This window comes from Armatimonadota bacterium (assembly GCA_018268395.1).
Taxonomy (GTDB): Bacteria; Armatimonadota; Fimbriimonadia; order Fimbriimonadales; family Fimbriimonadaceae; genus JAEURO01.
The window spans coordinates 334,150-357,498 of record JAFDWQ010000009.1; the positions used below are offsets into that span (position 1 = coordinate 334,150).

16 protein-coding genes are annotated in these 23,349 nt (G+C 63.1%); 11 read left to right on the forward strand and 5 right to left on the reverse strand.

What is annotated here, in order from left to right; translation table 11 throughout:
* Window positions 1–60: 60 nt before the first annotated feature.
* On the reverse strand, window positions 61–1,260 hold the full coding sequence (locus JST30_15120; protein ID MBS1715658.1) for an alpha/beta hydrolase family protein: 1,200 nt from the start codon (window positions 1,258–1,260) through the stop codon (window positions 61–63).
* Here JST30_15120 and JST30_15125 point away from each other — a divergent pair.
* The 9 genes from JST30_15125 to JST30_15165 all read left to right on the forward strand — a co-directional run bounded on the left by JST30_15125 (window position 1,259) and on the right by JST30_15165 (window position 15,739).
* Window positions 1,259–3,241 carry a hypothetical protein gene (locus JST30_15125; GenBank protein MBS1715659.1) on the forward strand — a complete coding sequence of 661 codons (1,983 nt, stop codon included), beginning with the start codon at window positions 1,259–1,261 and terminating at the stop codon, window positions 3,239–3,241. The genes JST30_15120 and JST30_15125 overlap by 2 nt on opposite strands.
* A gap of 13 nt (window positions 3,242–3,254) precedes the next feature.
* Window positions 3,255–3,944: a rhomboid family intramembrane serine protease gene (locus JST30_15130; GenBank protein ID MBS1715660.1), complete on the forward strand. Its 690-nt coding sequence runs from the start codon at window positions 3,255–3,257 to the stop codon at window positions 3,942–3,944.
* 13 nt (window positions 3,945–3,957) lie between these two features.
* Window positions 3,958–5,748 (forward strand): hypothetical protein, encoded by a 1,791-nt coding sequence (locus JST30_15135; protein MBS1715661.1) that lies wholly within the window; start codon window positions 3,958–3,960, stop codon window positions 5,746–5,748.
* A 4-nt stretch (window positions 5,749–5,752) separates the two neighbouring features.
* Complete coding sequence (locus JST30_15140) at window positions 5,753–6,823, forward strand: polysaccharide pyruvyl transferase family protein (GenBank protein ID MBS1715662.1); 1,071 nt, start codon at window positions 5,753–5,755, stop codon at window positions 6,821–6,823.
* Window positions 6,795–9,350, forward strand: a complete 2,556-nt coding sequence (locus tag JST30_15145) for a hypothetical protein (protein MBS1715663.1) — start codon at window positions 6,795–6,797, stop codon at window positions 9,348–9,350. The genes JST30_15140 and JST30_15145 overlap by 29 nt, the downstream gene beginning before the upstream one ends.
* Before the next feature lie 91 nt (window positions 9,351–9,441).
* A complete protein-coding gene (locus JST30_15150; GenBank protein MBS1715664.1) occupies window positions 9,442–10,734 on the forward strand; it encodes a carboxypeptidase regulatory-like domain-containing protein in 1,293 nt (430 codons plus the stop codon).
* Window positions 10,735–11,014: 280 nt separating this feature from the next.
* Window positions 11,015–13,471 (forward strand): hypothetical protein, encoded by a 2,457-nt coding sequence (locus JST30_15155; GenBank protein MBS1715665.1) that lies wholly within the window; start codon window positions 11,015–11,017, stop codon window positions 13,469–13,471.
* Window positions 13,468–14,325: a hypothetical protein gene (locus tag JST30_15160; protein MBS1715666.1), complete on the forward strand. Its 858-nt coding sequence runs from the start codon at window positions 13,468–13,470 to the stop codon at window positions 14,323–14,325. Before JST30_15155 ends, JST30_15160 begins: the two co-directional genes overlap by 4 nt.
* Window positions 14,312–15,739, forward strand: coding sequence for a hypothetical protein (locus JST30_15165; GenBank protein MBS1715667.1), 1,428 nt, complete (start codon window positions 14,312–14,314; stop codon window positions 15,737–15,739). The genes JST30_15160 and JST30_15165 overlap by 14 nt, the downstream gene beginning before the upstream one ends.
* Here the strand turns inward: JST30_15165 and JST30_15170 are convergent.
* From JST30_15170 to JST30_15180, 3 genes are all read right to left on the reverse strand, one after another.
* Window positions 15,736–16,302 (reverse strand): HD domain-containing protein, encoded by a 567-nt coding sequence (locus JST30_15170; GenBank protein ID MBS1715668.1) that lies wholly within the window; start codon window positions 16,300–16,302, stop codon window positions 15,736–15,738. The genes JST30_15165 and JST30_15170 overlap by 4 nt on opposite strands.
* A gap of 60 nt (window positions 16,303–16,362) precedes the next feature.
* On the reverse strand, window positions 16,363–19,446 hold the full coding sequence (locus JST30_15175; protein ID MBS1715669.1) for an SEC-C domain-containing protein: 3,084 nt from the start codon (window positions 19,444–19,446) through the stop codon (window positions 16,363–16,365).
* Between the two features lie 104 nt (window positions 19,447–19,550).
* Complete coding sequence (locus tag JST30_15180; protein ID MBS1715670.1) at window positions 19,551–19,850, reverse strand: hypothetical protein; 300 nt, start codon at window positions 19,848–19,850, stop codon at window positions 19,551–19,553.
* Window positions 19,851–20,042: 192 nt separating this feature from the next.
* Between JST30_15180 and JST30_15185 the strand changes: the two genes are divergently transcribed.
* Complete coding sequence (locus JST30_15185) at window positions 20,043–21,908, forward strand: hypothetical protein (GenBank protein MBS1715671.1); 1,866 nt, start codon at window positions 20,043–20,045, stop codon at window positions 21,906–21,908.
* A gap of 44 nt (window positions 21,909–21,952) precedes the next feature.
* A complete protein-coding gene (locus tag JST30_15190; GenBank protein ID MBS1715672.1) occupies window positions 21,953–22,696 on the forward strand; it encodes a hypothetical protein in 744 nt (247 codons plus the stop codon).
* On the opposite strand, the gene JST30_15195 is transcribed toward JST30_15190, so the two are convergent.
* A complete protein-coding gene (locus JST30_15195; protein ID MBS1715673.1) occupies window positions 22,693–23,349 on the reverse strand; it encodes an O-methyltransferase in 657 nt (218 codons plus the stop codon). The two genes, JST30_15190 and JST30_15195, sit on opposite strands and share 4 nt — an antisense overlap.

Below are 23,349 nucleotides of genomic sequence, written 5' to 3' on the forward strand. Positions count from 1 at the left end.
CCAACTTCAACGATCTCCGCACGTTTTGACGCCTCAAAACCGTCAAGGGTGCCCGCCAGGTTAGAACGCGATCCTCCAAGACAACCCGACGGACGTCCGGCGAGGCGTGAAGACCGCACCCGCGGCAAGGCCCTGGGAGACCTTCGTGCCGAAAAACCCTTGGGGGCCCTGCGGCGTCAGCGAGACGGCCGCGAACAAGTCGCCTCGGCTGTTCGACCTCCAAACATCGAGAGAAGTCGCGACCTGGAGGCCTTTGTCGGTCGACAGCAAGAGGCCAAAGTACAAGGTCGGCGGATTGATCGTCGCAGGCACGTAAGTCGTCCCGTTGAACTTGGACGTCAAGAAGCGTGCCACGCTGCGGACGATCCTTCCTCTTGCGAGCGCGCCCCCGAAGTGACCGGTCTGGAGCCACTGGACCGTCGGCGACCCTAGGGAGTCGATCAGCGTCTGCGCGTTCTTCGGCGGAACCACGGTGTCCAAACTCGCCGCGATCACAAGGGAAGCGCGCGGGTCCGCCTTCCTGAGGTAAGTCGTCGGCTCGATCACTTCGAGTTCGGCCCGCAGTCGGTTCTCGTTATAGCCCTGTCGACGAAGGGCTTCGCGTTGGGAGACGACCCTGGAACTTGTCCAAAGGAGGCCGGCGATATCGGCGCCCGCCAAAACGAACGCACCGGATCGGAACCGGTCTTCGGTCGCGAACGCGAGCGAAGCGACGATGCCCCCCAGGCTCGTCCCTGAGATCGCGACTTTCGCATTGTCGAACTCCGAACGGGATTCGATCCAGTCGATCGTCCTGCGGACGTCTTGGACGCTCTGCGTCATCGAAGCGATAAGCGACGCAGGATCGGCCTGGAGCATGAGTTCACCGGAGCGGTAGCCCCTCGGGGTCCGCTTCAAGTGGTAGGGCAGCGTCATGACCACCGCCGCTACGCCGGTCGCGTTGAGTTCCCGGGCCATCCGGGATTCGAGAGAGAGGTCGGTCGCCCCCCAGTAGTGGAGGATCAGGACGACGGGCGTCGGTTTCGACTCGTCGGCAGGCAAGAACGCACGGACGTAGACGGTCGCGTTCTCGGGCCGGTCCGTCGCATAGGGGCTCGGGAAGGAGGTGTCGTACGTCCGGGAAAAGTCGTCCCTGTCCACTTCCCGCCAGGCTTGAAACGGGACGGCCGGAGGACGTACCAGCAGCGCGCGTCTCTGGGCATCGGCGTCGGCTTGGGCCAGAATCGACGGTGCTGCGACCAGAGCGCACACGACCGACATGACGACCTTGACCGCCGCCCTCGTCCTGACCGCCCTCGCCTCACCGGGCTTCGAACGAGACTTCGACATCGCCCTCGGGCAGGCGGGCCTTTCCACGGCGACGGCTCGGTGGGACGACGGCATCCTCGGATTCTATCGTCAAAGCGACAAGCCGACCGCGCTCTACGGTCCGTGCTACCAAGACCCGTGGCGGACACCGTTCTACTTGGAAATGCTGCGCAAACAGGCCATGACGTCTTCGGGGCGGCCCGCCTCGGTTTTCGAGATCGCGTCGCGCAGCATCGGCCAAGGGACGCGTCGTTCGCTGCTCGGAGACCCCGCAAGCGTCTATGCCGACAGATCGAAGGCTGCCGATTCGCTGGGCGACGTGCTCCGGCGCATGAAAGAAGCCGGCTTGATCAAGGGCGCCGTCCCTTCGTTGGCGAAAGTGCCCGACACCGTCAAGAAATCGGCGGCCGCCCTCCTGGAGGCCGGGACGGCGATGGTCGCTTACCGGCGTGCCGCGTTTGCCGGAGTGCCCGACCTGCCCGCAGCCTACGCTTCCGTCCGTGGGGACGGTCTTGAACCGAGCGGGCCGTTGGAAGAACGGCGTCAATTGACGTTGCGCGACCAGTGCGCGATGAGCTACCTCTATGCGGCCGCGCAAGACCTCGGTGCGACGGTCAACTGGGCCGAAGGGCAGTTGCGGCTCGTCCCGGCCACGTTGGCTTACGACGTACGGATCGACACGGACTGGGGCAAGATCGTCCTCACCGGTGGATCGGCGTCCGTCCACGACGGCGAAGCGACCCTGCTCCTGATCGACACGGGCGGAGACGACACGTATGTCAACGTCCCCGCCAATGCCAGCGCCGCGAACTGGCTCAGTGTCGTCGTCGACACGACGGGTAAGGACAAATACCTTTCGGATCCGGCCTTGGCGAAGTCCACCGTGGCCGACTGGCCCCAGCGCGGTAAGTCCCGGCGGCAGAACGGTCCGGGCTCGGCTCTGTTCGGGCTCACGTTCCTCGTCGACCTGGAAGGCGACGACTTGTACCGCTCGGCAAGGCCGTCCTTCGGCAGCGGGACGTTCGGGGCGGCCTACGTCGGCGACCGGGCGGGGGACGACACGTACGATTCGTATGCCGATTCCGAGGGTTTCGGTCTCCAAGGGATCGGGGTCTTGGACGACTCGAAGGGCAAGGACACGTACCGCGGTTTCACGCAGGTCCAAGGTGCAGGACTGCCCGGAGGGTTCGGAGCGGTCATCGACGCGGACGGCGACGACACGTACGACGCCAACGACACGGTCCTCGATTTCCCGTCAGCCCAGACGTCCGACCACAACAACAGCATGGCCCAGGGGGCCGGATACGGGTTCAGGGCCGATTACCTCACGGGCCGAAGTCAAAGCGGGGGCATCGGCTTGCTGTACGACATGGCAGGGAACGACCGCTACGCCTGCGGCGTCTTCGGCCAGGCGTGCGGATATTGGGAAGGCACCGGCATCCTCTGGGACGACGCAGGTAACGATACGTACGGCGGACAATGGTACGTGCAAGGTGCCGCCGCCCATTTCGGAATCGGCTACCTCGAAGATTCCGACGGAACGGACAGCTATACCGCGGGAATGAACATGGCCCAAGGAGCGGGGCACGACTTCAGTCTCGGGATGTTGATCGACAGGGCCGGAGACGACCGGTACCAAGCTCCGAACCTCAGCCTCGGTGCCGGCAACGCGAACGGCATCGGCGCGTTCCTGGACCTTGGCGGTAGCGACACGTACGCCAGTGTCGGCATCACTCTAGGGACGTCGGCAGAAGCCCAGAAGTCCTCGATGCGGGAACGGGCCCTTTCCCTCGGCGCGTTCCTCGATCTTGGCGGTACGGACACGTACCCGGAGGGCTCGACCTGGGCAAGGAACGGAAACCGGACGGTGAACTGGAACCAGAAGAACGACAAACCGTCCGAGAGCCAAGTCGGCGTGTTCCTCGACCGGTAGACTGCGTGCGCCCATGATCCCGATCCGTGACAGCACCTTCTCGAAGGAGGCCCCGATCGTCACATGGACCGTCTTGGGACTGAACGCCCTCATCTTCCTGTGGGACAGGGGCGGCAGGTTGCTCGGGGCCAGCCAGGCGTTCTCGGACTTGGCGATGCACCCTCGCGAAGTCGTGCTCGCCGTCCTCGGACGGGGCGACCCGGCCGAACTCGGAAAGATCTTCACAGCGATGTTCCTGCACGGGAACCTCGCCCACTTGATCGGGAACATCCTGTTCCTCTTGGCGTTCGGACCGAACGTCGAGGCGGCGCTGGGCGGCGCCCGTTACGCGCTGTACTACGTGTTCTGGGGCGTCTGCGCTTTTGCCGCCCAAATTTTCGTCGACCCCTCGGCCGAGATGTCCGTCTTAGGGGCTTCCGGAGCGATCGGCGGCGTTTTGGGCGCTTACTTCCTGTTGTTCCCCGGCAACAAGGTCCGGATCATCGTCCCGCCGTTCTTCTGGTGGACGTTCGACGTTTCGGCGTTCCTGTTGCTCGGCGCCTGGTTCCTCTGGCAGATCCTCTTGCCTCAGGACGGCGTCGCGACGTGGGCGCACGCGGGCGGCTTCGTCGCAGGCATGGCAACGGTCCTCGTCCTGGGGGGCCGCCACAAGGTGCTGGCGGGGGCGAAGTTCGAGGAGGACACGGATTTTTACGAGCGGTAAGGCGCCGTGGTGGGTGGCCGCCTCGCTCGTCTTGACGGCCGTCCTGTCCGGACTCGCCTTGATTCCGAGGTTCAAGGTCGAACGCTCGAACCGTGCCGCCGGAATCGTGATGGAGGGGCAGAACGTCCACGACATCGCGGCCGCAGGCGGCTCCGACTTCCGCACGACGTTGACCCTGCTGAAGCGGGAAGGACTGACGGGAGTGGCCCTTTCCGAGGAGACCGTCGGCGACCTCCTCGGCCGCCGCGAGGTCGAAAGCCTTCCGAACACGCAAGGGGGCACCTCTTACGCAGGCACTCCTGAGACTTTGGCCCGATTGGCGAGAGGCATCGCCCGCAGGTCCGGTCTTGGCGGACCGCCCGCGCCCGCGCCCGAAGGCGGGTTGGCCTTCACGGGCGACGTCAAGGCCCTTCGGTCGACACCGGTCGGGATCGACCCCGACGACGCCAGGGACGTCACGGCGGCAGGTCTCGTCCTCATCGCCCGCCACGGCAATCCTATCGGCTCGGGGCCTTCGTACATCCGGGACGTCCTTGAAGAGTCCAAGGCCCTCGGGGCCCAAGCCTTCCTCGCCCTGGGTGAGCAGGTCCTTGGACAGCGCGACTGCATCGAAGACACCCGGTACGCGTTGAAAGACCTCGGACTCGTCTATCTCTCTCCGGAGTTCGCCAAGATCGCGGGCGACGCGAAACTCGTCGCCCTGATGCCTGATTCGACCCTTCGGATCCACGCCGTCCAGCAGGCGGAGGTCGACAAGTTGATGCCTGCCGATCTGCTGGAGCGCTTCGGGAAGGCGTTCCGAGAGCGGAACGTCCGATGGTTGTTGGTCCGACCGTTGTCGTTCGCCGGTGAAGACCCGATCGCCCAAACGGGACGGTTCCTAAGCGCCCTGCGCGGGGCCGTCGTCGCCGAAGGTGGCGGGGTCAAACCGCCGAAGCCTTTCGCAGACCCGGCGCCTTCGACCGCGATGATCGTGGCGGCGGCCGTCTCCTGTGTCCCCTGGCTCGTTTGGACCTTTTCCTTTTTGCTCGGCGGCGCCCGGACGGCCGTCGCCTCCATCGTCCTGGGAGCCCTGCCACTGGCTGCCGTTTTCGAACAGGCCCGGCCGTTCGTCGCCTTGGAAGTCGGCGTCATGGCTCCGGTCTTCGCTTATGCGTCGGCCCTTTCGAACCTTAGGAAAGCTCCGGCCTGGTCCGTGTTCCTGGCCGTTTCGTCGATCAGCCTCGTGGGCGGGTTCGCCGTGGCCGCCCTTGCGACGAACCTCCCGACGATGCTCGGGGCCAAGCAAGTCTTCGGTATCAAGGCGATCCTGATGGGCCCGGTCGTCATCGTCGCGTGGATGATGCTCCGCGATCGGACGACGTTCGCCGATTTGGCGAAGCAGACGATCCGGTGGGGGCCTGCCCTCCTTGGGCTCGCGTTGCTGGCCGCGGTCGCCGTGCTTCTCGTCCGGTCCGGCAACGACGCACCCGGCGCGGTCAGTGAGACCGAACTGAAGATCCGGGCCCTGCTCGACCGCTTCCTGTACACGCGTCCACGGACGAAGGAAATCCTCCTCGGGCATCCGGCGCTGTTGCTCGGGCTGCTCCTCCAAAGGGCAGGTCGTGACGACTGGGCGTCCCTGGCCCTCGTCCTCGGTTCGATCGGTTCCGCCGACATCGTGGACACGTTGTGCCACATCCATACGCCGTTGGACATCGGCGTGGCCCGGGTACTGATCGGCATGGCGGTCGGCGGTATGATCGGGCTCGTGCTCTGGTGGGCGGTCCGGGCACGAACGGGGATCCGCAAGGTGGGCGTTTGAACGGATGAGGTTGCTTCTGGCCGGCTACATGGGCTGTGGAAACCTTGGTGACGACGCCATCATGCTCGGGTTTCTCAAGGGGATCGAAGGAAAGGGTCACGAGGTCAAGGTCCTGTGCGACAGCGTCGAGTCGCTCATGCGCAACAACGGACTGATCGGCGTCCAGCGCCGGGACGGTAAGAGCGTCGCCGCGGCTATCGGCGAATCGGACGCGCTCGTGTTCCCCGGGGGCAGCATCTTCCAGGACGTGACCAGCACGCGCTCCGTGGCGTATTACGCCAAGCTTGTCGGCGACGCGAAGAAGGCCGGGAAGAAGGTCGCGATCTTGGCCCAAGGAGTCGGACCGTTGAACAGTTACATCGGAAAGCGATTGGCTGCCGGCGCGTTCCATCAGGCCGACGTGGTCACGGTCCGAGACCCTTCGTCCGTGTCGACGTTGAGGGACATCGGATACAAGGGCCAGCCCCGCGTGACCGCAGACATGGCCTGGCTCATGACGCCGCCCGCATCGAGCGAGGACGCGCAAGCGTTCGGAGTCGCAGGGACGAAGAGCGTCGGTATTTCGGTCCGGCCGTGGGGCAAAGACCGGAACAAGACCGTCATCCAGGTTTTCGGGGAGCTCGCCAAGCTGTTGACACGGGGCGGGTTCATCCCGACCTTCATCGAGATGGATACGAACGAAGACGGCCCGTTAATCCTTGAAATCGCCAAGTCTCAAGGTGGCAAAGTTCCTGATATGAGAGGGCTCACGTCGCCAAAGCAAGTTCAGCAGAGATTGTCGAGGATGGAGGGCGTGATCGCGATGCGGCTCCATGCCGGAATCCTTGCGGCGACCGTGGGCGTGCCCTCGTACATGGTGGCTTACGACCCAAAAGTCAGCGCCTTTGCGAACGCAATCGGCTCCCCGACCCCTCTTACGATGCAAGGCCTCACGGCACAGCGCCTGATGGACGGGTTCCTGGCGTTCATCAAGGACCGCGACCGCGCGTCTCAAGCCTTGTTGAAACGTCGGGACGAACTGGCCGCCGAAGCCGTGCAGAACATCGATGCATTGGAAGCTGCGCTCGCTCGTTAGCGCCCTAGCCCTCTTGACCGTTCCCGGCGCCTCGGCGCAATGGACGGTGTTCGGCAAGAGGTTCGAAGAGTCCGTGATCAAACGGATCGAGATCATCGGCTCGCGGCGGTTGGCTTACCATACGCGCTCCGTGTCGGGTGACCGCGAATCTTACGACGCGGCGGAATACGGCGGGCGCGGGCTGAGCTCCTTCACCGACTTCGGACAGGTCCGGATCACGGGCACCAACGTCTTGGACGTTTTCAACTTCGACCTCAACATCCAAGACAGCCGCTTTGCCGACCCTCAGGCCAACCGCGCGTCCCTCGACGTCGACAAAGGGAACTGGAAGGTCAATCTCGGGGACATCCGCGGGAGCTTGGGCCAGCGCAACGCGTTCGCCCGGTTCCAGAAGACGTTGTCCGGCGGACAGGTCGCCTACAAGTCGAGAGGACTCGAGATGAGGGGCCTGTACAGCGAAGTCCGAGGTGAGGCGCGCACCGTCAGCGTCCAAGGCAACAACACGCCCGGACCGTACTACTTGCAGAGCAGCCAGATCGTCCGGGGCTCCGAGCAGATCAAGGTCGACGGCGTCCTCCTGAACTTCGGGGAGGACTACTCGATGGACTACGACCTCGGGTCGGTGACGTTCGTGAACCGGATGACCAATCAGGCACGGATCATCCCGCCGACGAGCACGATCGTCGCGACCTACGAAGTCTTCGGCTTCAACGGCACGAAGGGACGTCTCGAAGGTGCGGAGATCGGCCTCGACCTTGGAAAAGCCGGGCGGTTGGGCGTGACGGGGATGCGGCAGGTCCAAGGGGTCTCCAACCGCAACTCCACGTACGAAGAGCAGATCCTCACGCCGATCGCGGCGAACGAAATCCGGCCGCTCCGGTTCGAGCCGCTCGACATCTTGACGGTGCAGGTCTATATCGGGTCGAAGAAGCAGACGCTTGGGATCGGATACGACTTTCCGACCGCGAACAAAAGCCTGATCCGCTTCCTCGTCGACGTCCCACCGAACACCTTCGTCCAGGTGATCTACACGCCGAGACCGGTCGACACCGTCCAGGGCGACCGTAGCGTCGTAGGGCTCGACTATACGTTCCCGCTCGGAAAGAACGGGTCGCTGCTTTACAGCCAGGCACTCGGCAGGCTCACGAACACGAGTGCGCCGTCGAGCGGTACCGCCCGCGGCGTCAACGTCAACTATCGTTTCGGTAAGGCCCGGTTGACCGGATCGTTCGTCGACGTTCCGACGACCTTCGTGGGCATCGAGACCGCGGGGTTCGCACGAAACGAACGGACGACCGACGCCCGGATCGCGGTCAATCCGAGCGAGCGGGTCGAATACGGGTTCGGCGCGCGGAACTCGGCGGTCTCGAACTACAGCGGGACGGGCACGGTCCGTCCGACGCGCTTCACGAGCGTGGACGCCTTCTACCAATTCAGCCCGAACGGCAAAGGCTCGCCGTGGCGGTTGTCGCAACAGAGGACGACCGCAAAGAGCTTGGACAGCGATTCCAAGATCGACCAAACGACCTTTGGGACGTCCGGAGCGACGGGCCGCGCCCAGTGGCGTTTCGACCTGTCCAACCAGTTCGCGAGCGGGTTCACCACTGTGGACAACGACCGTCAGAAGTCGAACTTCGACATCCAGTCCCTTTCTTACAACCTGGGTTATACGGCGTCGAGGGCGTGGACGCTCAATATGAATTCCAGTCTCAGCCGGATCCATGCGCGCGGCGAGACAGGAATCGGTCGGGACATCGTCCTGGGCGCCGCGTTCCGTCCGAGCGACAAGTTCAGCGTCTCCGCACAGTTCGCAGACAGTGACGCGGGCCGAATCGCCACATTGGGTTTCGATTCGGGCTACGGCCTCGGCTACGGGGGCAACGGATTCAGTTCGGGCGCCGACTCGACGTTTTTGACGGGCGCTTCGAACGCCCGGACAGCGGCCCTTTCGATGACCTACTCGCCGACCGACGCCATGACACTCTCTTCGAGCGTCAACTATTACCGTTCGGAAGGTGGCGTCAGTTCGAACACGGAGTCCATCGGTTTCGGACTTGGCGCCAACATGAAACTGGGCCGTTACACCGACTTCGACGCCTTCTTCGACGCCAACCGGATGAAGGTCATCGACTCGGACCTGACGACGACGTCCTCGAACATCAGCTTTTTCGTGAACCACACGCCGAAGGGCCGCTTCAGCGCCCGGGGTGGTCTCAACGTCCTGCTCTCGGGCGGCAACGGACAGTTCAACCAGGACTCTGTCAACTACGAAGCGAGCCTCGCTTATAAGCTCGCGGCACGGCACGCGCTCGTCTTCAGCACCGATAACGGCCGTTTCTCCGGATACCAGCCCCAGGACACCCGTACGATCGCTTTGACGTACCAGTACCAGATCTGGCGCTCCCTCGCGCTGAACGTCGGCTACCGCATCATCGACGTGACGAACCGGGATTCCAGCGCCACGAGCGGCGCCTACAGTTCCCGGGGCCTGGACATCGAACTTCAGTTCAATTTCGGGCGTTACTGAGGGTTAGGTATCGTCAAAGGACGGATTCGGGCCGGCTGCAGGACCGGGACGGCCGTAACCGGTACCGCCGATGAGACGTTTTCCCATCACCATGAAGCGATTCCTTCCCGCCCTGACCGTTCTCGCGTTGCTCGCCTCTGGTTGTGGCGGCGACAAGGGGTCTCGAACGTCCGTGATCAACGGGACGGTCCTCGACATCGACAACAACCCGGTGCGGGACGCCGTCGTCTCGACGGGTGCGGGAAGCGCACGGACGTCTGCGACCGGCGCCTATACGTTGCCGAAGCAGCCTGCCGGCGCCGTCGAGATCACCGCCGAAATTGTTCGGAACGGCGTCCGTTACCGTGGATCGTCGACGTGTTTCAACTACGATAACGAACGGACGCAGAACGTCAACATCATCGTCGGGCCGGAAAACGAGCTCGGTTCGATCTACGGGACCGTACGGGACAGGAACGGCTTTCCTTTAGACGGCGCTTCTGTCTTCGCTTACAACGGGGCGGGATCGAGCACCAGGGTCTTCAGCGACGCGAACGGCCGGTACGAGTTCCGCGACCTGGTCGGAGGCGTGACGTACGCGGTCTTGGCCGGTGGTCAAGGCTACAGTTCCGACAGTACTCAGGTCAACCTCGGCACCTCGGACTCCCGGAGCCTCGACTTCGTGCTCGACGACCCAGCCGAGCCCGACCTTGACCCGCCGCAAGACTTGACGGCCGTCACATGGGTGTCTCCGAACGACGCGACGAAAGGCAAAGGCGGAGATCCCTACGAAGCCGTCAAGTCGCTCTTGGACCCGAAGCGCAAGTCCGGTGCCCGCACGCACCGGTCCAAGGCGCCGAACGGCGTCCTGGCCGAAGTCGACCTGGAATGGACCGGTCAGCAGTTCGTCGACCTCCTCGGCTATGGCGTCTACAAAGCGAATTCAGGCACGGGGACGTTAAGCGGCGTCGATTTTATTCCTGACCCGTTGGCGGCGTTCTACGTCGACCTCGACCTCAACACGTCCTCGACCTATTCGTACGCCTTGACGACGATCTCGTCCTTGTTCCCCGAGGATCCGGAGCAGACCGAGAGCACGCTCAGTACCCGTGTCGTCGCGAAGACTCTCGGCGTGTTGAAGACGAACCCGGTCACGTTCAGCCCGTTGACGTTCCGCTGGCAAGCCGGATCCGGGGCGCAGAACTATGCGGTGTTCGTTTTCGAAGAATTCCCTGGTGTCGGCGTTCCGGTCCTGTGGTCTTCGAACAGAACGAGCGCGACGTCCGTCCCCTATACGGGCGGCCCGCTCGCTTCGGGCCTGACCTATTACTATCTCGTCGTCGGATTCGCCAACGGAGACGCGAGCCGCACGATCAGTCAGATCGACTCGTTCAAAGCGCCGTAATGCGCGGTCAGCACTCAACTCGGAAGGGAACGAACTGAAAACACGATACGCTTCACCGTCTTCGGCCGTCCGTGCGACGGCCCTGGTTTTCCTCGGCGTTTGGGCCGTCGCGTCGTCCGCGACCGACGTCAAAGTCGAAATCGGATCGTCTCGGGCACCCCAGTCCTGGGAGCCGAAAGCCGACTCCGGAGCCCGTTTCTTCGTCAAGCGCACGACCGCCCTGAGTACGGGCCTGCGGACGCGGTTGATCCGGGCCGGGCGCTTCAAGTCGAAGTACACGATGCCCGTCCGTTTGTCGTTGCAGGACCACGGCTCGAACCTCCCATTCAAAGGGCGCGGGGGCGGCGACATCGTCCCGACGTTCGACGCGTCGGGAAGCCGCGCGTTCCCTACGGATTACAAGACGTACCTTCAGGACGTCTTCACGGCTGCGAAACCGGCGATGAACGCCGTGTTCGGCCTGCCAGCGGTCGGAGGCACCGTCCGTGTCCGGAACTACGACGCCGACATCCAAGACCGGTACGCCGTCGGCGGCGGATACTACATCTGGAACGGCCCGAACGGCCCCGAAGTCCGCTTCCCGGTCTACAACAACCGCGTCTCGACCGCGATCAATTACATCCACACGCTCTTGCTCGCCTATATGGCCGACAAGCAGTACCCGTGGGACGCTTACAACGAAGGCCTTGTCCGAGCCGCTACGATCGCGGTCTGCCGGACGCCGGGAAGCATCCCCGGCAACCCCGATAAGGCTCAGATCGAGGATTCGTTGAGCGCCCTCTACGACGTGGGCCCGCTTTACGACTGGTACAACCGCCCGTCCCTCGGGGGCCCGAAGTTCATCGCCGGCAACCTTCTCGACGAAGACCTGCCGATCGGCGGAAGCACGGGCGGAGTCTTCCTCCTGAGGTACCTCATGGCAGGGACCGCGTGGTCGAAGGTGGCGATCCGGTACCCGGGTTTCATCGCCGAGTTCAACAAACGCTTCTATGCGAATCCTGCGGCGTATCAGACGACCCTGGCTTTGGAAACGCTCGGGCAGACGGTCTTGGACTTCCTGACGGGCACCTCCGGGACGACGATCGAAGGCCTGACCTTTGCGAAGTGGGCGGCCAAGCAAGCGATTTTGGACACGCGGATCAGTCCAGGTCTTAAAGTCCAACCCAGCCCGATCCCGATCCCTGCCGAAGCCGGTAGCCCCGACTTCGGCGTGTTCGACATCGTCGTCAACGTGTTCGAGACGAAGGCGAGCGGCGACGAGATCCTGCTCGCAGGAACGGCTTATCCTGTCTATTGGAGGCCGGACTTCTCCCGGTTCTTCGGCTCGGTGCAGGACGACACGATCCGGATCGCGGGCGCCTACGGGTCCGTCACGCCGAACTTCTCGAAAGAGACGTTTCAAGGGGCCGTGTACAGGGTCGTCGTGGACGTCCCGTTCTTCGGCAAGACGGCTCGAAGTTTCCTGCCTGCTGGCGCCTATTCGACGGGCACCCAGACCGAACCCAACACCTTCTACGGGACCTTAGCGGGGTTCGCGGCGAACACGTATACGGTGAACGTCGCGTGGACGGGCGGGTCCAAGAACGCGATCGCCGTCTCCAACAACGCGTTCGGCGTGAACATCCAAGACGACGGGTTCCTCAAGTCGGGCCCGGTCACCGTCCGCGTCCAGCAAGGCGCGACGGAGGTGCTCCGCCGTGAGGTCGTGAAGAGCGAAGGCCCGTTGGCGCTCGAACTCGTTCCTGCGTCTTCGGACCAGAACTACACGTTGGTCCGTCCCGGCCGTCTCGACATGGTCTCGCTCCCCATCGAACCGTTCCGCCTCAACGCCGCCGACATCTTGGGCTTGGCCGACGGGCAAACCCTGTTCGGCAGATGGAACTCGAACGTCGCGAAGTACGCGATGTACCCGGCGGAAGGCGAGTTCCGACAAGGTTTGGGCTATTGGGTCCGCCCGCCTTCGGCGGCCAACCAGGTCGTGTTCGGACGGTCGATCCCGGGGGTGCCCGTCGCCGTCTCGTTAAGCCCCGGTTGGAACCAGGTCTCGGTTCCGTTTACGACCGCGATGTCGACGTCGAACGTGCTCGTCACGGTCGCCGACGAAGCGGTAGGGACGTACGACGATGCTGTCGCTGACGGCACGCTCGGGACGACGATCTACCGGTTCGAGCCGGACACGGTCGACAAAGACGCGGGTTCGATGATCCCGGCGACGACGTTCACACCGGGCAAGGCGTACTTTGTCCGGGCCAACCGGCCCGAAGGGGCCGTCCTCGTGTTCGCGCCGTCGGGCAGCACCCGGGACGGGCAACACCGGTCCGGCGACAGGCCGCAGTACCGGATCGCCTGGGAGACAGAGATCAAGCTCATCGACGAACGGCAGAAGACCTGCCGGATCGCGATCGGACAGGCCGCAGGCGCCCGAAGGATCTTCGACCGTGCGCTCGATTCGGACTTGCCGCCGTTGGTCGGCGGCTATCAACTCGCCGTCGTCAACGGGATGTACCTCGACCGGGACATGAGGCCGACCGGAACGACGGAACGGTACAGTCTTCTCGTGAGCGGACTTGTACCGGGTCGCAAATATGTCCTCCGGTTCCGCCCTTCGACGCAGTCTCCGAACCTCAGGCTGACGGACGGCTACCGTACGATGCTCGTCTCAAGCAACCAGGACTACCTCTTTACGGCTGACGCCAAGTCCAAGCGCATCACCTTGGACACAGGAGGCGGTTGGTGAAGCGGCTCCTCCTCGGTCTGCTCTTGACGCTCGCAGTCTTCGGGTGTGGAGGCGGTGGCGGTGGCGGTGGCGGAGGCGGTTCGACCACCTTCACCCTCCAGGGCCGCATCATCTGGATCGAGACCGGGTCTGCGACAAGTCCGGCCTCCACCGTGCAGGTGGGTTCGCAGACGACCCCGACCGACGACCAGGGTTACTTCAGCCTCGAAGTCCCGGCGGGCACGTCCTCGTTGACCGTGACCTATCAGAGCATCGTCCGTACGTTCTCGTTCGTGACGGGCACGGACACCGTCGATGTCGGCGACCTCTATATCGGTCCCGAACAGGTCACGGTCCAAGGTCGAGTGACGGACGCTTCGTCAGGGTCGCCCGTCAGCGCTGCGAAAGTCGCGATCGGTGGCCGGCAAGCGACGACCGCGGCCAACGGCACGTTTTCGGTTCTGAACGTCGCCTACTCGAGCGCCAATACGACCGTCTTCCTTGGACTTGACGGCACCGTTTCCGCAAGCGCCTATTTCGAGCGACACTTCAACCCCGAGTCGCTTGCGACGGGAGGCGTCGTCCAAGTCGGGACGATCTCATTGACCCCGCTCGGATCGGACACGCCTCCTCCTCCGCCCTATGACGTCCAAGGGACGGTGCTCCCGTCCGACAAGGGGCCCGGTTCGGTCGTCGAAGCCCTTCAAGGGGCCGTCGTCTTGAGGCGGGTCGTCGCGGACAGTCAGGGTAAGTTCACGTTCTGGCTGCCTCAAGGGACGTTTACGATCAGGGCCACACAAGGTGCGGACACAGGTCAAGCGAGCGTCACAGTGACCGACACGAGCGTCATAAAGAACGTCAATGTCACCCTCTAGCCGCAAGTGGGCCTGGCGCGGCGCGGCGGTCGCAGCCGGAGGAGCGGCCCTGTACGCCGTCCTTCCCTCGTTCGTTCAGACCGTGAAGTCCGACCCGTTGCGGCCTTATCGGGACGCCACGCGAAAACCAGACGACGCGGGCGTGGAAATGCGGGACTTCGATTGGAAGGTCTATAAAGGCGACGCCCTCGTCGCGACGGCACACGTCGCTGAAGCCAAGATCGGCAGAGACCGGGACAGCGTCCATTTAGCGACGGTCTCGGACGGCGTCTATTTCGACGCCAAGAAGCCCGTGTTCCGGTTTCAAGCCGAAAACGCGGTCTATTGGAGCGACCGTGGCAGTTTGAGCGGCAACGGCAAGACCCGCGTGTTCAACGACCGCATGGACCTCATGTCCCTGGAGTTCAAATACGATCCGGGAACGAAGACGCTCAAAGTCCCGAAGAACGTCGTTGGAAAACTCAACGGCGGAGACGTGAAAGCCGAGTGGATCGCCTATAAAGTGGCCGATAAGTCCTTCGAGATCGGCCCGTTCAAGTGGTCCGGCGCGGTCGAGCAGGACGGACAGCGCAAGCGGTGGAACATCGTGTCCGTGGATCCGAAGGGCAAGGCGACCCTGCGCGGCGACGAGTGGACGTATCCCAAGATGAAAGCGACCGACGGTGAGATCATCGTGATCGCCGACTCCTGTGTCTACAACCAGAAGACCGAGGTCATGACGGCCAAGGGCCACGTCCAATATTTCGGATCGGACGCCAATTCGACGTGCGACCAGATCGTGGTCTACCGAAAGGAAGGCCGCGCCGTCTTGACCGGGAACGTCGACCTGCTCGTCAAGCCGAAAAACGGCGGCAAGCCCGAAGAGGTCAAAATCCCGCCGTTCGAGCCCGTCGTTCCCGACGACATCAAGAAGACGAGACCTGAGGCGCCGCCGAACGACGACGCCCGATCCGACCAGGAAAAGCAGTTGCGGAACGGGGACAACCTCCGCGACTATCCGATCGCGATCACGGCCGCTAAGATCGAATATTGGTACAAAAAGGGGCAGCGCCGCGCCTTGATCACAGGCAATCCTCAAGCCCGGCAGGAACTCTCCGCCGGAGCATGGCGGATGGTCTGGGCGACGAGCGCCGTCTATGACGGTGAGGCCGAGACGTTGGACCTCAAGAGCGCGGGCGATCAGCAAGACGTCCGGATGCTCAACTCTCTCGGCGACGACGGGCACGCGGTTTCGATCCTGGTCTCGACGAAAGAAGGCGAGAACATGATGGACACGGTCGGCCTGACGTTGGACATGGCCATCGATGAGGGGTCCGAAGGCGTCGACCGGAACACGGGCGGCGGAAAGTCCACGGGCGGAGGCACCGGTGGCGGCAAGCCGAACATTTTCGGCCCGATCAAGAAGAGGGGTTAAGCGACGTTTCCACCACCGAGGCCCAACGGCCCGGCGTTCGCCTTCATGGCTTCGAGCATGTTGCCGATATGGATGTCGAGCTCGACACCGATCCTCTCGGCCCCGTTCACCACGTCGTCACGGTCGACGCCTGCAGCGAACGACGGTTCCTTGAGCTTCTTCCTGACGCTTTTGACTTCGACGTCGGCGATGTCTTTGCTCGGTCGGACGTACGTCACGGCCGTGATCAAACCCGCCAATTCGTCGCAGGCGAACAAATGGCGCTCCATAGGGGTTTGCGGAGCGACCCCGGTCTTCGCCTCATAGTGGCTGGCGATCGCCTTGAGGATCCGCTCGTCGACGCCCCTATCCTCTAAGAGCCTCAGGCCCCAGAGCGGATGTTCGTCGGGATGTTGCTCATAGTCGAAATCGTGCAAGAGTCCAGCCAGGCCCCACGCGTCGGGATCCTCGCCTAGACGTTCCGCGTACCACCGCATGCACGTTTCTACCGCGAGCATATGTCGCCGCAACGAGTCGCTCGGCGTGTGCTCGCAGACGAGGTGCCAGGCATCTTCCCGGGTCATGTCCCAGATGTTAGCAGTCGGCGGGACGGACGCCCCGCCGACCGTCGAGTCACCGCCTCCTCAGATGACGCCCTTGGCCCGAAGCTCCGGATAGTGGCAGGACTTGAACTTCTTGCCGCTGCCGCAAGGGCAGACGTCGTTCCGACCGACCCGGCTCCAGTCGATCTCTCCTGTGTCCATCGGCTCCATCAGGGCCACGCTCGACGGACTCGGGGCCGCCTCCGGTTCCGTAGCAAAGCCCTCGGGCAGGTCTTCGAGCCTCATCATCTGCGGGACGGGCTCGACCTGTTGCGGTTCCACCTGGACCTGCGCCATGTAGATCATGCGCACGGCCTGTTCGCGGATCGCGGCCTGAGTGTGCTTGAAGAGGTCGAACGTCTCGCGCTTGTAGGCGACGAGCGGATCCGTCTGGCCGTAGCCGCGAAGCCCGATGCCTTCGCGGATGTAGTCGATCATCTGCAAGTGGTCCATCCACTTGTCATTGACCGCCCGGAGCATGACGTGGCGTTCGATCTCGGACATGATGTCGCTGCCCATGCCGGACGTTTTCTGTTCGAAGACGTCCATGGCGAGGCCGACCATCTCGTCGGTCAGTTCGGGCCCTGGTTCGACCGCTTCGAAATGGGCCAACGACATGTGGTCGATCAGCGGGAACATCTCGTTCAGGCTTTCGTACACCTTGGCGTGGTCGTAGATCGGGTTGCCCGTTTCCAGGTCGATCGTGTGCCCGGTCTGACAAATGGCCGTGACGACGCTTTGGATCGCGCCGCGGATGTCGCCGTCACAGTCCCGACCGAGCAGGATTTCGCGCCGCATGCCATAGACGGTCTCGCGTTGGGCATTGAGGACGTCGTCGTATTCGAGGACGTGCTTTCGGGCCTCGAAGAAGTGGTTCTCGATCCGCTCCTGTGTCTTCAGGATCATGCCCGTGATGAATTTGGCCCGAACCTCCTCCATGGGCGGCCAGGCCTTGAGAACGGGGTTCTCCATCATCTTCGCATTGAAGATCTTCCACAGATGGTCTTCGAGGCTTACGAAGAACCGGCTCTCACCCGGATCGCCTTGACGGCCCGCGCGCCCTCTGAGCTGGTTGTCGATGCGGCGGCTTTCATGGCGTTCCGTGCCGAGGATGTAAAGGCCGCCTAGGGCCCGGACGTCTTCGGCGAGCTCGCGGCGTTCGGTGTCGTCCAAAGGCAACGGAGGGGCGGCCCTTTCCTTGCCGCCTCGGCGGAAGCTCAGGAACGTGTCGGCGTATTCCGAAGCGACGCCGCCGTCCTCGACCTCCTGTTGCCGGGCGAGCTTGACGGTCTCGTCGGCGACGCGCCCGCCAAGAAGGATGTCGACGCCGCGTCCGGCCATGTTCGTCGCGATCGTGATCGCGCCTTTCCGACCGGCCTCGCTGATGATGGCGGCCTCCTTTTCGTGGTATTTCGCGTTGAGGACGTTGTGGGGGATGCCGTGTTTCAGGGCCTCTTCCAGGTACTCGCGATTGTCCGACGGAAGGTTGTGGGTCTTGAGGAACCACTCGAGGACTTCGTCGTTCAGAGCGTTCTGCGGCATCTCGGCGACCTGCATGACGCTCTGGATCATTTGCATCGACAGTTCGTCGAGCGTGGTCTCGTAGAGCGGGTCCGCCTCTTTCTTCGCCGACTTGTTCGCCTGCTTGGACTGGATCTTCTCGAAGAGCATGTCGGTCAGGATCAGCTTCTGGAGCATGTCCGGTGTCAACCGGGCGGACACCTGTTCGGACATTTCGATCGACCGTGTGCCGACGAGCACGGGCTGCTGCTTCGTGAAGAGGCGGAGGATCTCCCGGGCGATGCCGCGGAACTTCGCGTCCATCGTCTTGTAGACCACGTCTTCTTGGTCCGTCCGGACCATCGGCCGGTTGGTGGGGATGCTGACGACGTCGAGGCCGTAGATCTTTCGGAACTCGTCCTCTTCCGTCTTCGCCGTGCCCGTCATTCCGCCGAGCTTGTTGTACATGCGGAAGAGGTTCTGGAACGTGATGACGGCGATCGTCTGGCTCTCCCGCTGGACGGGCACGCCTTCTTTCGCTTCGATCGCCTGATGGAGGCCATCGGAGTAGCGCCGACCGAACATGGGTCGGCCCGTGTTCTCGTCGATGATGACGACTTCTTGTCCTCGGACGACGTAGTCCACGTTCTTTTCGAAGATGGCGTACGCCTTGACGGCGGCGTTCACGTGGTGCATCAAACGTGGGTCGCTCGCCATATTGTCGATACCCATCTGTTCTTCCACGAAGTCCATGCCGTCCTCGGTCAGGCTCGCGCTATGGTTCTTCTTGTCCGACGTGTAGTGCGCCTCCGGCTCCATCTTCTTCACGATCGCGTCGACGATCCGGTACACGCTCGTGTCTTCCATGCTCGGTCCGCTGATGATGTGCGGGGTGCGGGCCTCGTCGATCAAGATCGAGTCGACTTCGTCCACGATCGCATAGTTCAGCTCGCGCATCGAAAGGTCTTCAAGGGCGAAGGCCATGTTGTCCCGGAGATAGTCGAACCCGAACTCGTGGTTCGTCCCATAGGTGATGTCACAGAGATAGGCTTCTCGGCGGGTGCACGGCCGGCAGTGGAGGTACCGGGGGTCTTCGTGCTGATAGTCGGGGTCGAACACGTAGCTGCCGCCGAGTTCCTCGGTGTCCTCGCCTTGACCTTGAATGATGCCGAGCGAAAGGCCAAGGAAGTGGTAGATCGGCCCCATCCAGACGGCGTCGCGACGGGCCAGATAGTCGTTGACGGTGACGAGGTGGGCGCCCTTGCCGCTCAGGGCGTTCAAGTACATGGGGGCGACCGCGACGAGGGTCTTTCCTTCACCCGTCTTCATTTCGCTGATGCGGCCGTTGTGCAGGACGACGCCGCCGATCAGTTGGACGTCGAACTGGCGCATTCCGAGCGTCCGGCGACTGACTTCCCGGACGACGGCGTAGGCTTCAGGCAGGACCTGGTCCAGGGACTGGCCCTGGGACAGCCGTTGCTTGAACTCGTCGGTTTTGGCCCGGAGGGCTTCATCGGACAATGATTGGATTTCGGGCTCCAACGCCGAGATCTGCTCGACGGTGGGCATGATGTTCTGCACGTCCTTCTCGGACGTGTCAAAGAGTTTTCTTAAAAGCTGGAGCATGGGGTTCCTCGGAACGGTCGTACGGGCGTGGCGCGTATCAGGGAGCGCTGACAAACCCGGAGGACAAAGCGCGACGGTCGGTGCCGTCACGGATCAGAGGCAGGTCAAAGGGGGCCGTCGCGAGTGCGGCCGGGGCTCAAGAAGCCCTTTGCGGTCTGGGACACGGAACGGGACGGTTTGGAAGCGTCACGGTCGTCCTGACCCGAATCCGGAGCGATAGGGGGCCGCTCCGACTCGTCGCGGGAGGCCAGTCGGCTGAAAGCCAACCTGAGCAGGGCGGTCTGAGCGTCAGGGCCGGCCTGCCTTTGGACGGATACCGACGTCCCGAGCAACCCGTTATCGGACAGCGGGGCGACGGGCCCGTTGACCAATAGCAGTATCAATGCCGGGATCAGGTTCAGCACTGTCCAGTGGATTATGGGACTGACGGCCGCGCCTCGGTAGGGACGAAACTGTTCCGTTCAGAATGGCGTATTCCGATGGTGCCGTCCTTCACCCCGGCGAGTCTTGTCTTCGCGGCTCTCTTGACTCCTTCCAACGTCCCGGACCCTAGCCCGGTTCCAGGGGGCCTGGTACCCACCTTGCCCGGGGTCAAAGTGGTCCGGCCTCCTGTCCTCGACGGCGTCCTCGATGCCGCCGAATGGGACCGGACGGCCCTTGGCGAGGGGTTTACGGACAAGGACACGGGCCTCGTCAGTGATGAAAAGGGCGAGTTCTGGCTCGCCTACGACGAGAAGTTCGTCTATTTCGCGGCCCGGGCGACCACCGACCCGAAAAAGGTCGTGGCAGACGAATATCGGCAGAACGTCAGTCTCGAGGGCAACGACGCCTTCATCTTAATGGTCGACGGCCAACGGAGCGGCCAGGACTCGGACCGGTTCTCGATGAACGCGCAGGGAGCGACCAGCCTCGATCTTTCCGGAGGACGGGCCGCCAAGACCGAGTGGCTCGGCGAGTTCGAAGCCGTCGGAAAGAGGACGGAGACAGGATGGCAGGTCGAAGCCAGGATCCCTTGGAGCCTGATCCGGATTCCGCCGGCGGGCCGTCACGACCTCGTCTTCAACGTCCTGTGGTTCCGTACGAACAAAAGCAACACGTACGAATGGACGTACACCAAATCCGACTTCAAGAACTTTCCATTGTGGACGGGGATCGACGTCCCGACCGTGAAGAACGACCGGGCCGTTCAAGTGCTACCGTATTTTTACGGGGGAATCGACCACGACCGAACGGTCGTCGGGAACGCGGGTGTCGACCTCAAGACCGAGCTGAACGACGACCTGACCCTCGTCGGGACGGTGAACCCGGACTTCCGCAACATCGAGAACAACGTCCTTTCGCTCGATCACAGCTACTTCGAACGCCTCGCGGACGACGCTCGGCCCTTCTTCCAAGAAGGGAGCGGCTTCCGTTCGTTCGGGTTCGACCAGCGGATCTTCGCCAGCCAGCGGATCCGGGACTTCGACACCGGCGTGAACCTCTATGGGAAGCTGTCGCCCGCGACGCAGCTCGCCGTCCTTTCGACCCTCGACTTCGGTAACCAATTGGCCTTTGCCACCAGTATCGGTCACCGGTTCGACGCCACGAAGACCTTTAACTTCGGCTACGTACGCAACGAACAGCCAGGCGCCCGGAACGATTCTGTGAACCTCTTTTACGACCAGAGGTCTGGGGACTACGACTTTTATGCGTCGCTCCAAGGAACGGACGACGCCGTTTTCAAATCCGGAACACGGTTCAACACCGGCGTCTTTCGTCAAAACGGCGGGGTGTCCGCGTCATTCGAGTACTTCGAGGTCAGCCCCGACTTCCATCCCCGGCTCGGGTTCTCGCCGGAACAGGACTTGCGCGGCGTCTATGGAAACTACGGACAAGAGGTCCAACGTCCCCTAGGTTTCCTCAGCGAGTACTCGTTCGAACTCAATGGAAACTACGTCACGCGAATGGACGGCCGCCGGTACCGCAACGAGGTCGGGGGCGAGTTCGTCGGTAAGATCGGGCAAAAGTTGGCCATGGGCCTATCGGGTTCTGTTTCCGAGTTCGAAGGCTCACACGACCATGTCGTCACTTTCGAGGCGGTCAGCCCATCCAACAACCCCTATCGGAACGCGGCCGTCGGCGTCACGGTCGGTCGGTTCGACGGCGACCCTTACCGATCGTACGCGCTCCGCGTCAACTATAAGCCGACGGCCCGCATGCAGGTCGGGTCGCGGATGCAGTGGGTCGATTACAGGGGGTTCGACCGGCAATGGGTCCTGAGCGCGAACTACGATATTGGGCGATACGAGGCTTTCGGAGGGCGGTTGGTGCGTCAAGGCGACGACTGGAACTGGTACCTCAGCTACCGTTTGAGCGGTCGGCGAGGGAGCGAGTTCTTCGTGATCCTCGGCGACCCTAATGCGCCGGAGTTCCGACGCTCCTTGATCATCAAGGCGATCGTTCCGGTCACGTTGAAGCTTTGAGCGCGGACAGCAGCGCTACGACGTCGTATCCTTATCGGTCCAGGATGCACTCAGGTCTCTATTGGGGAAGAAAGCAGGAGGGCGCCGAATCGTTGGTCGCTTGGATCGACAGCGAGCAACAGCGGGCCACGAACCCGCGTTGGGGACTCTGGGGCGGCCTGATCGGCGGCCTCGGAGGGCTCACGGGCGGTGCGATGGGGGTGCTCGGCAGCGTCGCAGGCATCGGGCCTGACCGTCCGCTCTTCTATCTTCCTCTGACCCTGTTCTTCGTCGCGTCGGCAGGCGTGACGGTCTGGGTCGTCAAAAAGGACCGTGAACAGAGCGAGACGTGGGGACGGGAGGCCAGAAACCAAATGAAGCGCCTCTTGGTCGCCAGATGGCACGGCGATCTCCGAGGCCTGCTCGGTGACGAGGGCCTTCGGACCCTCGACCGCGCCGCAAGCCTCGTCCTCCAATGTAAGGCGAGCCTGAACGCACCGGCTTGGCGCGCCGCAGGAGGAAGCCTGTGGAGCGAACTCCGTGAGAAGTCGCTCCGAGGGCTGGACTCCGCGATGGCCCGGTTGCTGATCGTCGTGACGTCCAGCGGCCCGAACCCGGAATCGGAAGCGATCCTTCAGGACTTGGAAGAAATGTCGGACGAAGTCGCGAAAGCTGCGAAGCGCCACGCCTTGGCGACGGGTCGACCGTCCGGAGGCGCGGAAGGCCTTCGGGACGCGCTCCGAGAGCTCAAAGAAGTGTCGGCGGCCGACGAAGAGTTCTTCGAACAACGGACCGATCGTTCGGTCTAGAGTTTCAAAGCGACGAAAAGTCCGTCACGGATCGGCACCGTCGTGCAGGCCCAGCGAGGATCCTTGGTCATCCGGTCGCAGAAGTCCCGGATGGCGACCGTCGACTCTTCCTGAGACCCTGCGTCGTACACCCGGCCTCCCCAGACCACGTTGTCGGTGATGAAGAACCCTCCCGGCCTCAGCCGGGGATAGACGACTTCGATCGTCTCCGGATAGGCGGTCTTGTCGATATCGTTGAACACGATGTCGTACGTCCCTTCGTCCGCTCGGAGCACTCCGACAGCCTCGGCCACGCTGTACTCGATCTCCGTCCGGGCCCCGCTCCCTTTTGGCAGGTAGCCGAGGGAGGTCAAGTGCCGTTGCGCCCTTGCCGACAGGTCTTCGTCCCATACCGTGTGACGTACGGTGCCTCCCCCGTTTTCGTCCACGGCCCGTGCGAACCAGGCCGTCGAATAGCCGAAACCAGACCCCAGTTCGAACACCGACCTTGCCCCGATCGCCTTCGCAAGGACGTAGCAACACTGGCACGAGGCCGGGCCAAGGATCGGAAATCCCCGGTCCTTGGCGTAAGACTCCATCGAGACGAGTTCAGCGGGCCGCGGAGGGACTTGGGCTTCCAAGTGGACTTGCAGGCGGAGGAAGTCGACGGGCAT

What these genes read in the sequence shown, in the direction of transcription:
- JST30_15120 (MBS1715658.1), bottom strand. Translation starts at nt 1,260, where the DNA reads ATGTCGGTCGTGTGCGCTCTGGTCGCAGCACCGTCGATTCTGGCCCAA.
- JST30_15140 (MBS1715662.1), top strand. Translation starts at nt 5,753, where the DNA reads ATGAGGTTGCTTCTGGCCGGCTACATGGGCTGTGGAAACCTTGGTGAC.
- JST30_15130 (MBS1715660.1), top strand. Translation starts at nt 3,255, where the DNA reads ATGATCCCGATCCGTGACAGCACCTTCTCGAAGGAGGCCCCGATCGTC.
- JST30_15165 (MBS1715667.1), top strand. Translation starts at nt 14,312, where the DNA reads ATGTCACCCTCTAGCCGCAAGTGGGCCTGGCGCGGCGCGGCGGTCGCA.
- JST30_15150 (MBS1715664.1), top strand. Translation starts at nt 9,442, where the DNA reads ATGAAGCGATTCCTTCCCGCCCTGACCGTTCTCGCGTTGCTCGCCTCT.
- JST30_15195 (MBS1715673.1), bottom strand. Translation starts at nt 23,349, where the DNA reads ATGCCCGTCGACTTCCTCCGCCTGCAAGTCCACTTGGAAGCCCAAGTC.
- JST30_15170 (MBS1715668.1), bottom strand. Translation starts at nt 16,302, where the DNA reads ATGACCCGGGAAGATGCCTGGCACCTCGTCTGCGAGCACACGCCGAGC.
- JST30_15145 (MBS1715663.1), top strand. Translation starts at nt 6,795, where the DNA reads ATGCATTGGAAGCTGCGCTCGCTCGTTAGCGCCCTAGCCCTCTTGACC.
- JST30_15125 (MBS1715659.1), top strand. Translation starts at nt 1,259, where the DNA reads ATGACGACCTTGACCGCCGCCCTCGTCCTGACCGCCCTCGCCTCACCG.
- JST30_15175 (MBS1715669.1), bottom strand. Translation starts at nt 19,446, where the DNA reads ATGCTCCAGCTTTTAAGAAAACTCTTTGACACGTCCGAGAAGGACGTG.
- JST30_15155 (MBS1715665.1), top strand. Translation starts at nt 11,015, where the DNA reads ATGCCCGTCCGTTTGTCGTTGCAGGACCACGGCTCGAACCTCCCATTC.
- JST30_15190 (MBS1715672.1), top strand. Translation starts at nt 21,953, where the DNA reads ATGCACTCAGGTCTCTATTGGGGAAGAAAGCAGGAGGGCGCCGAATCG.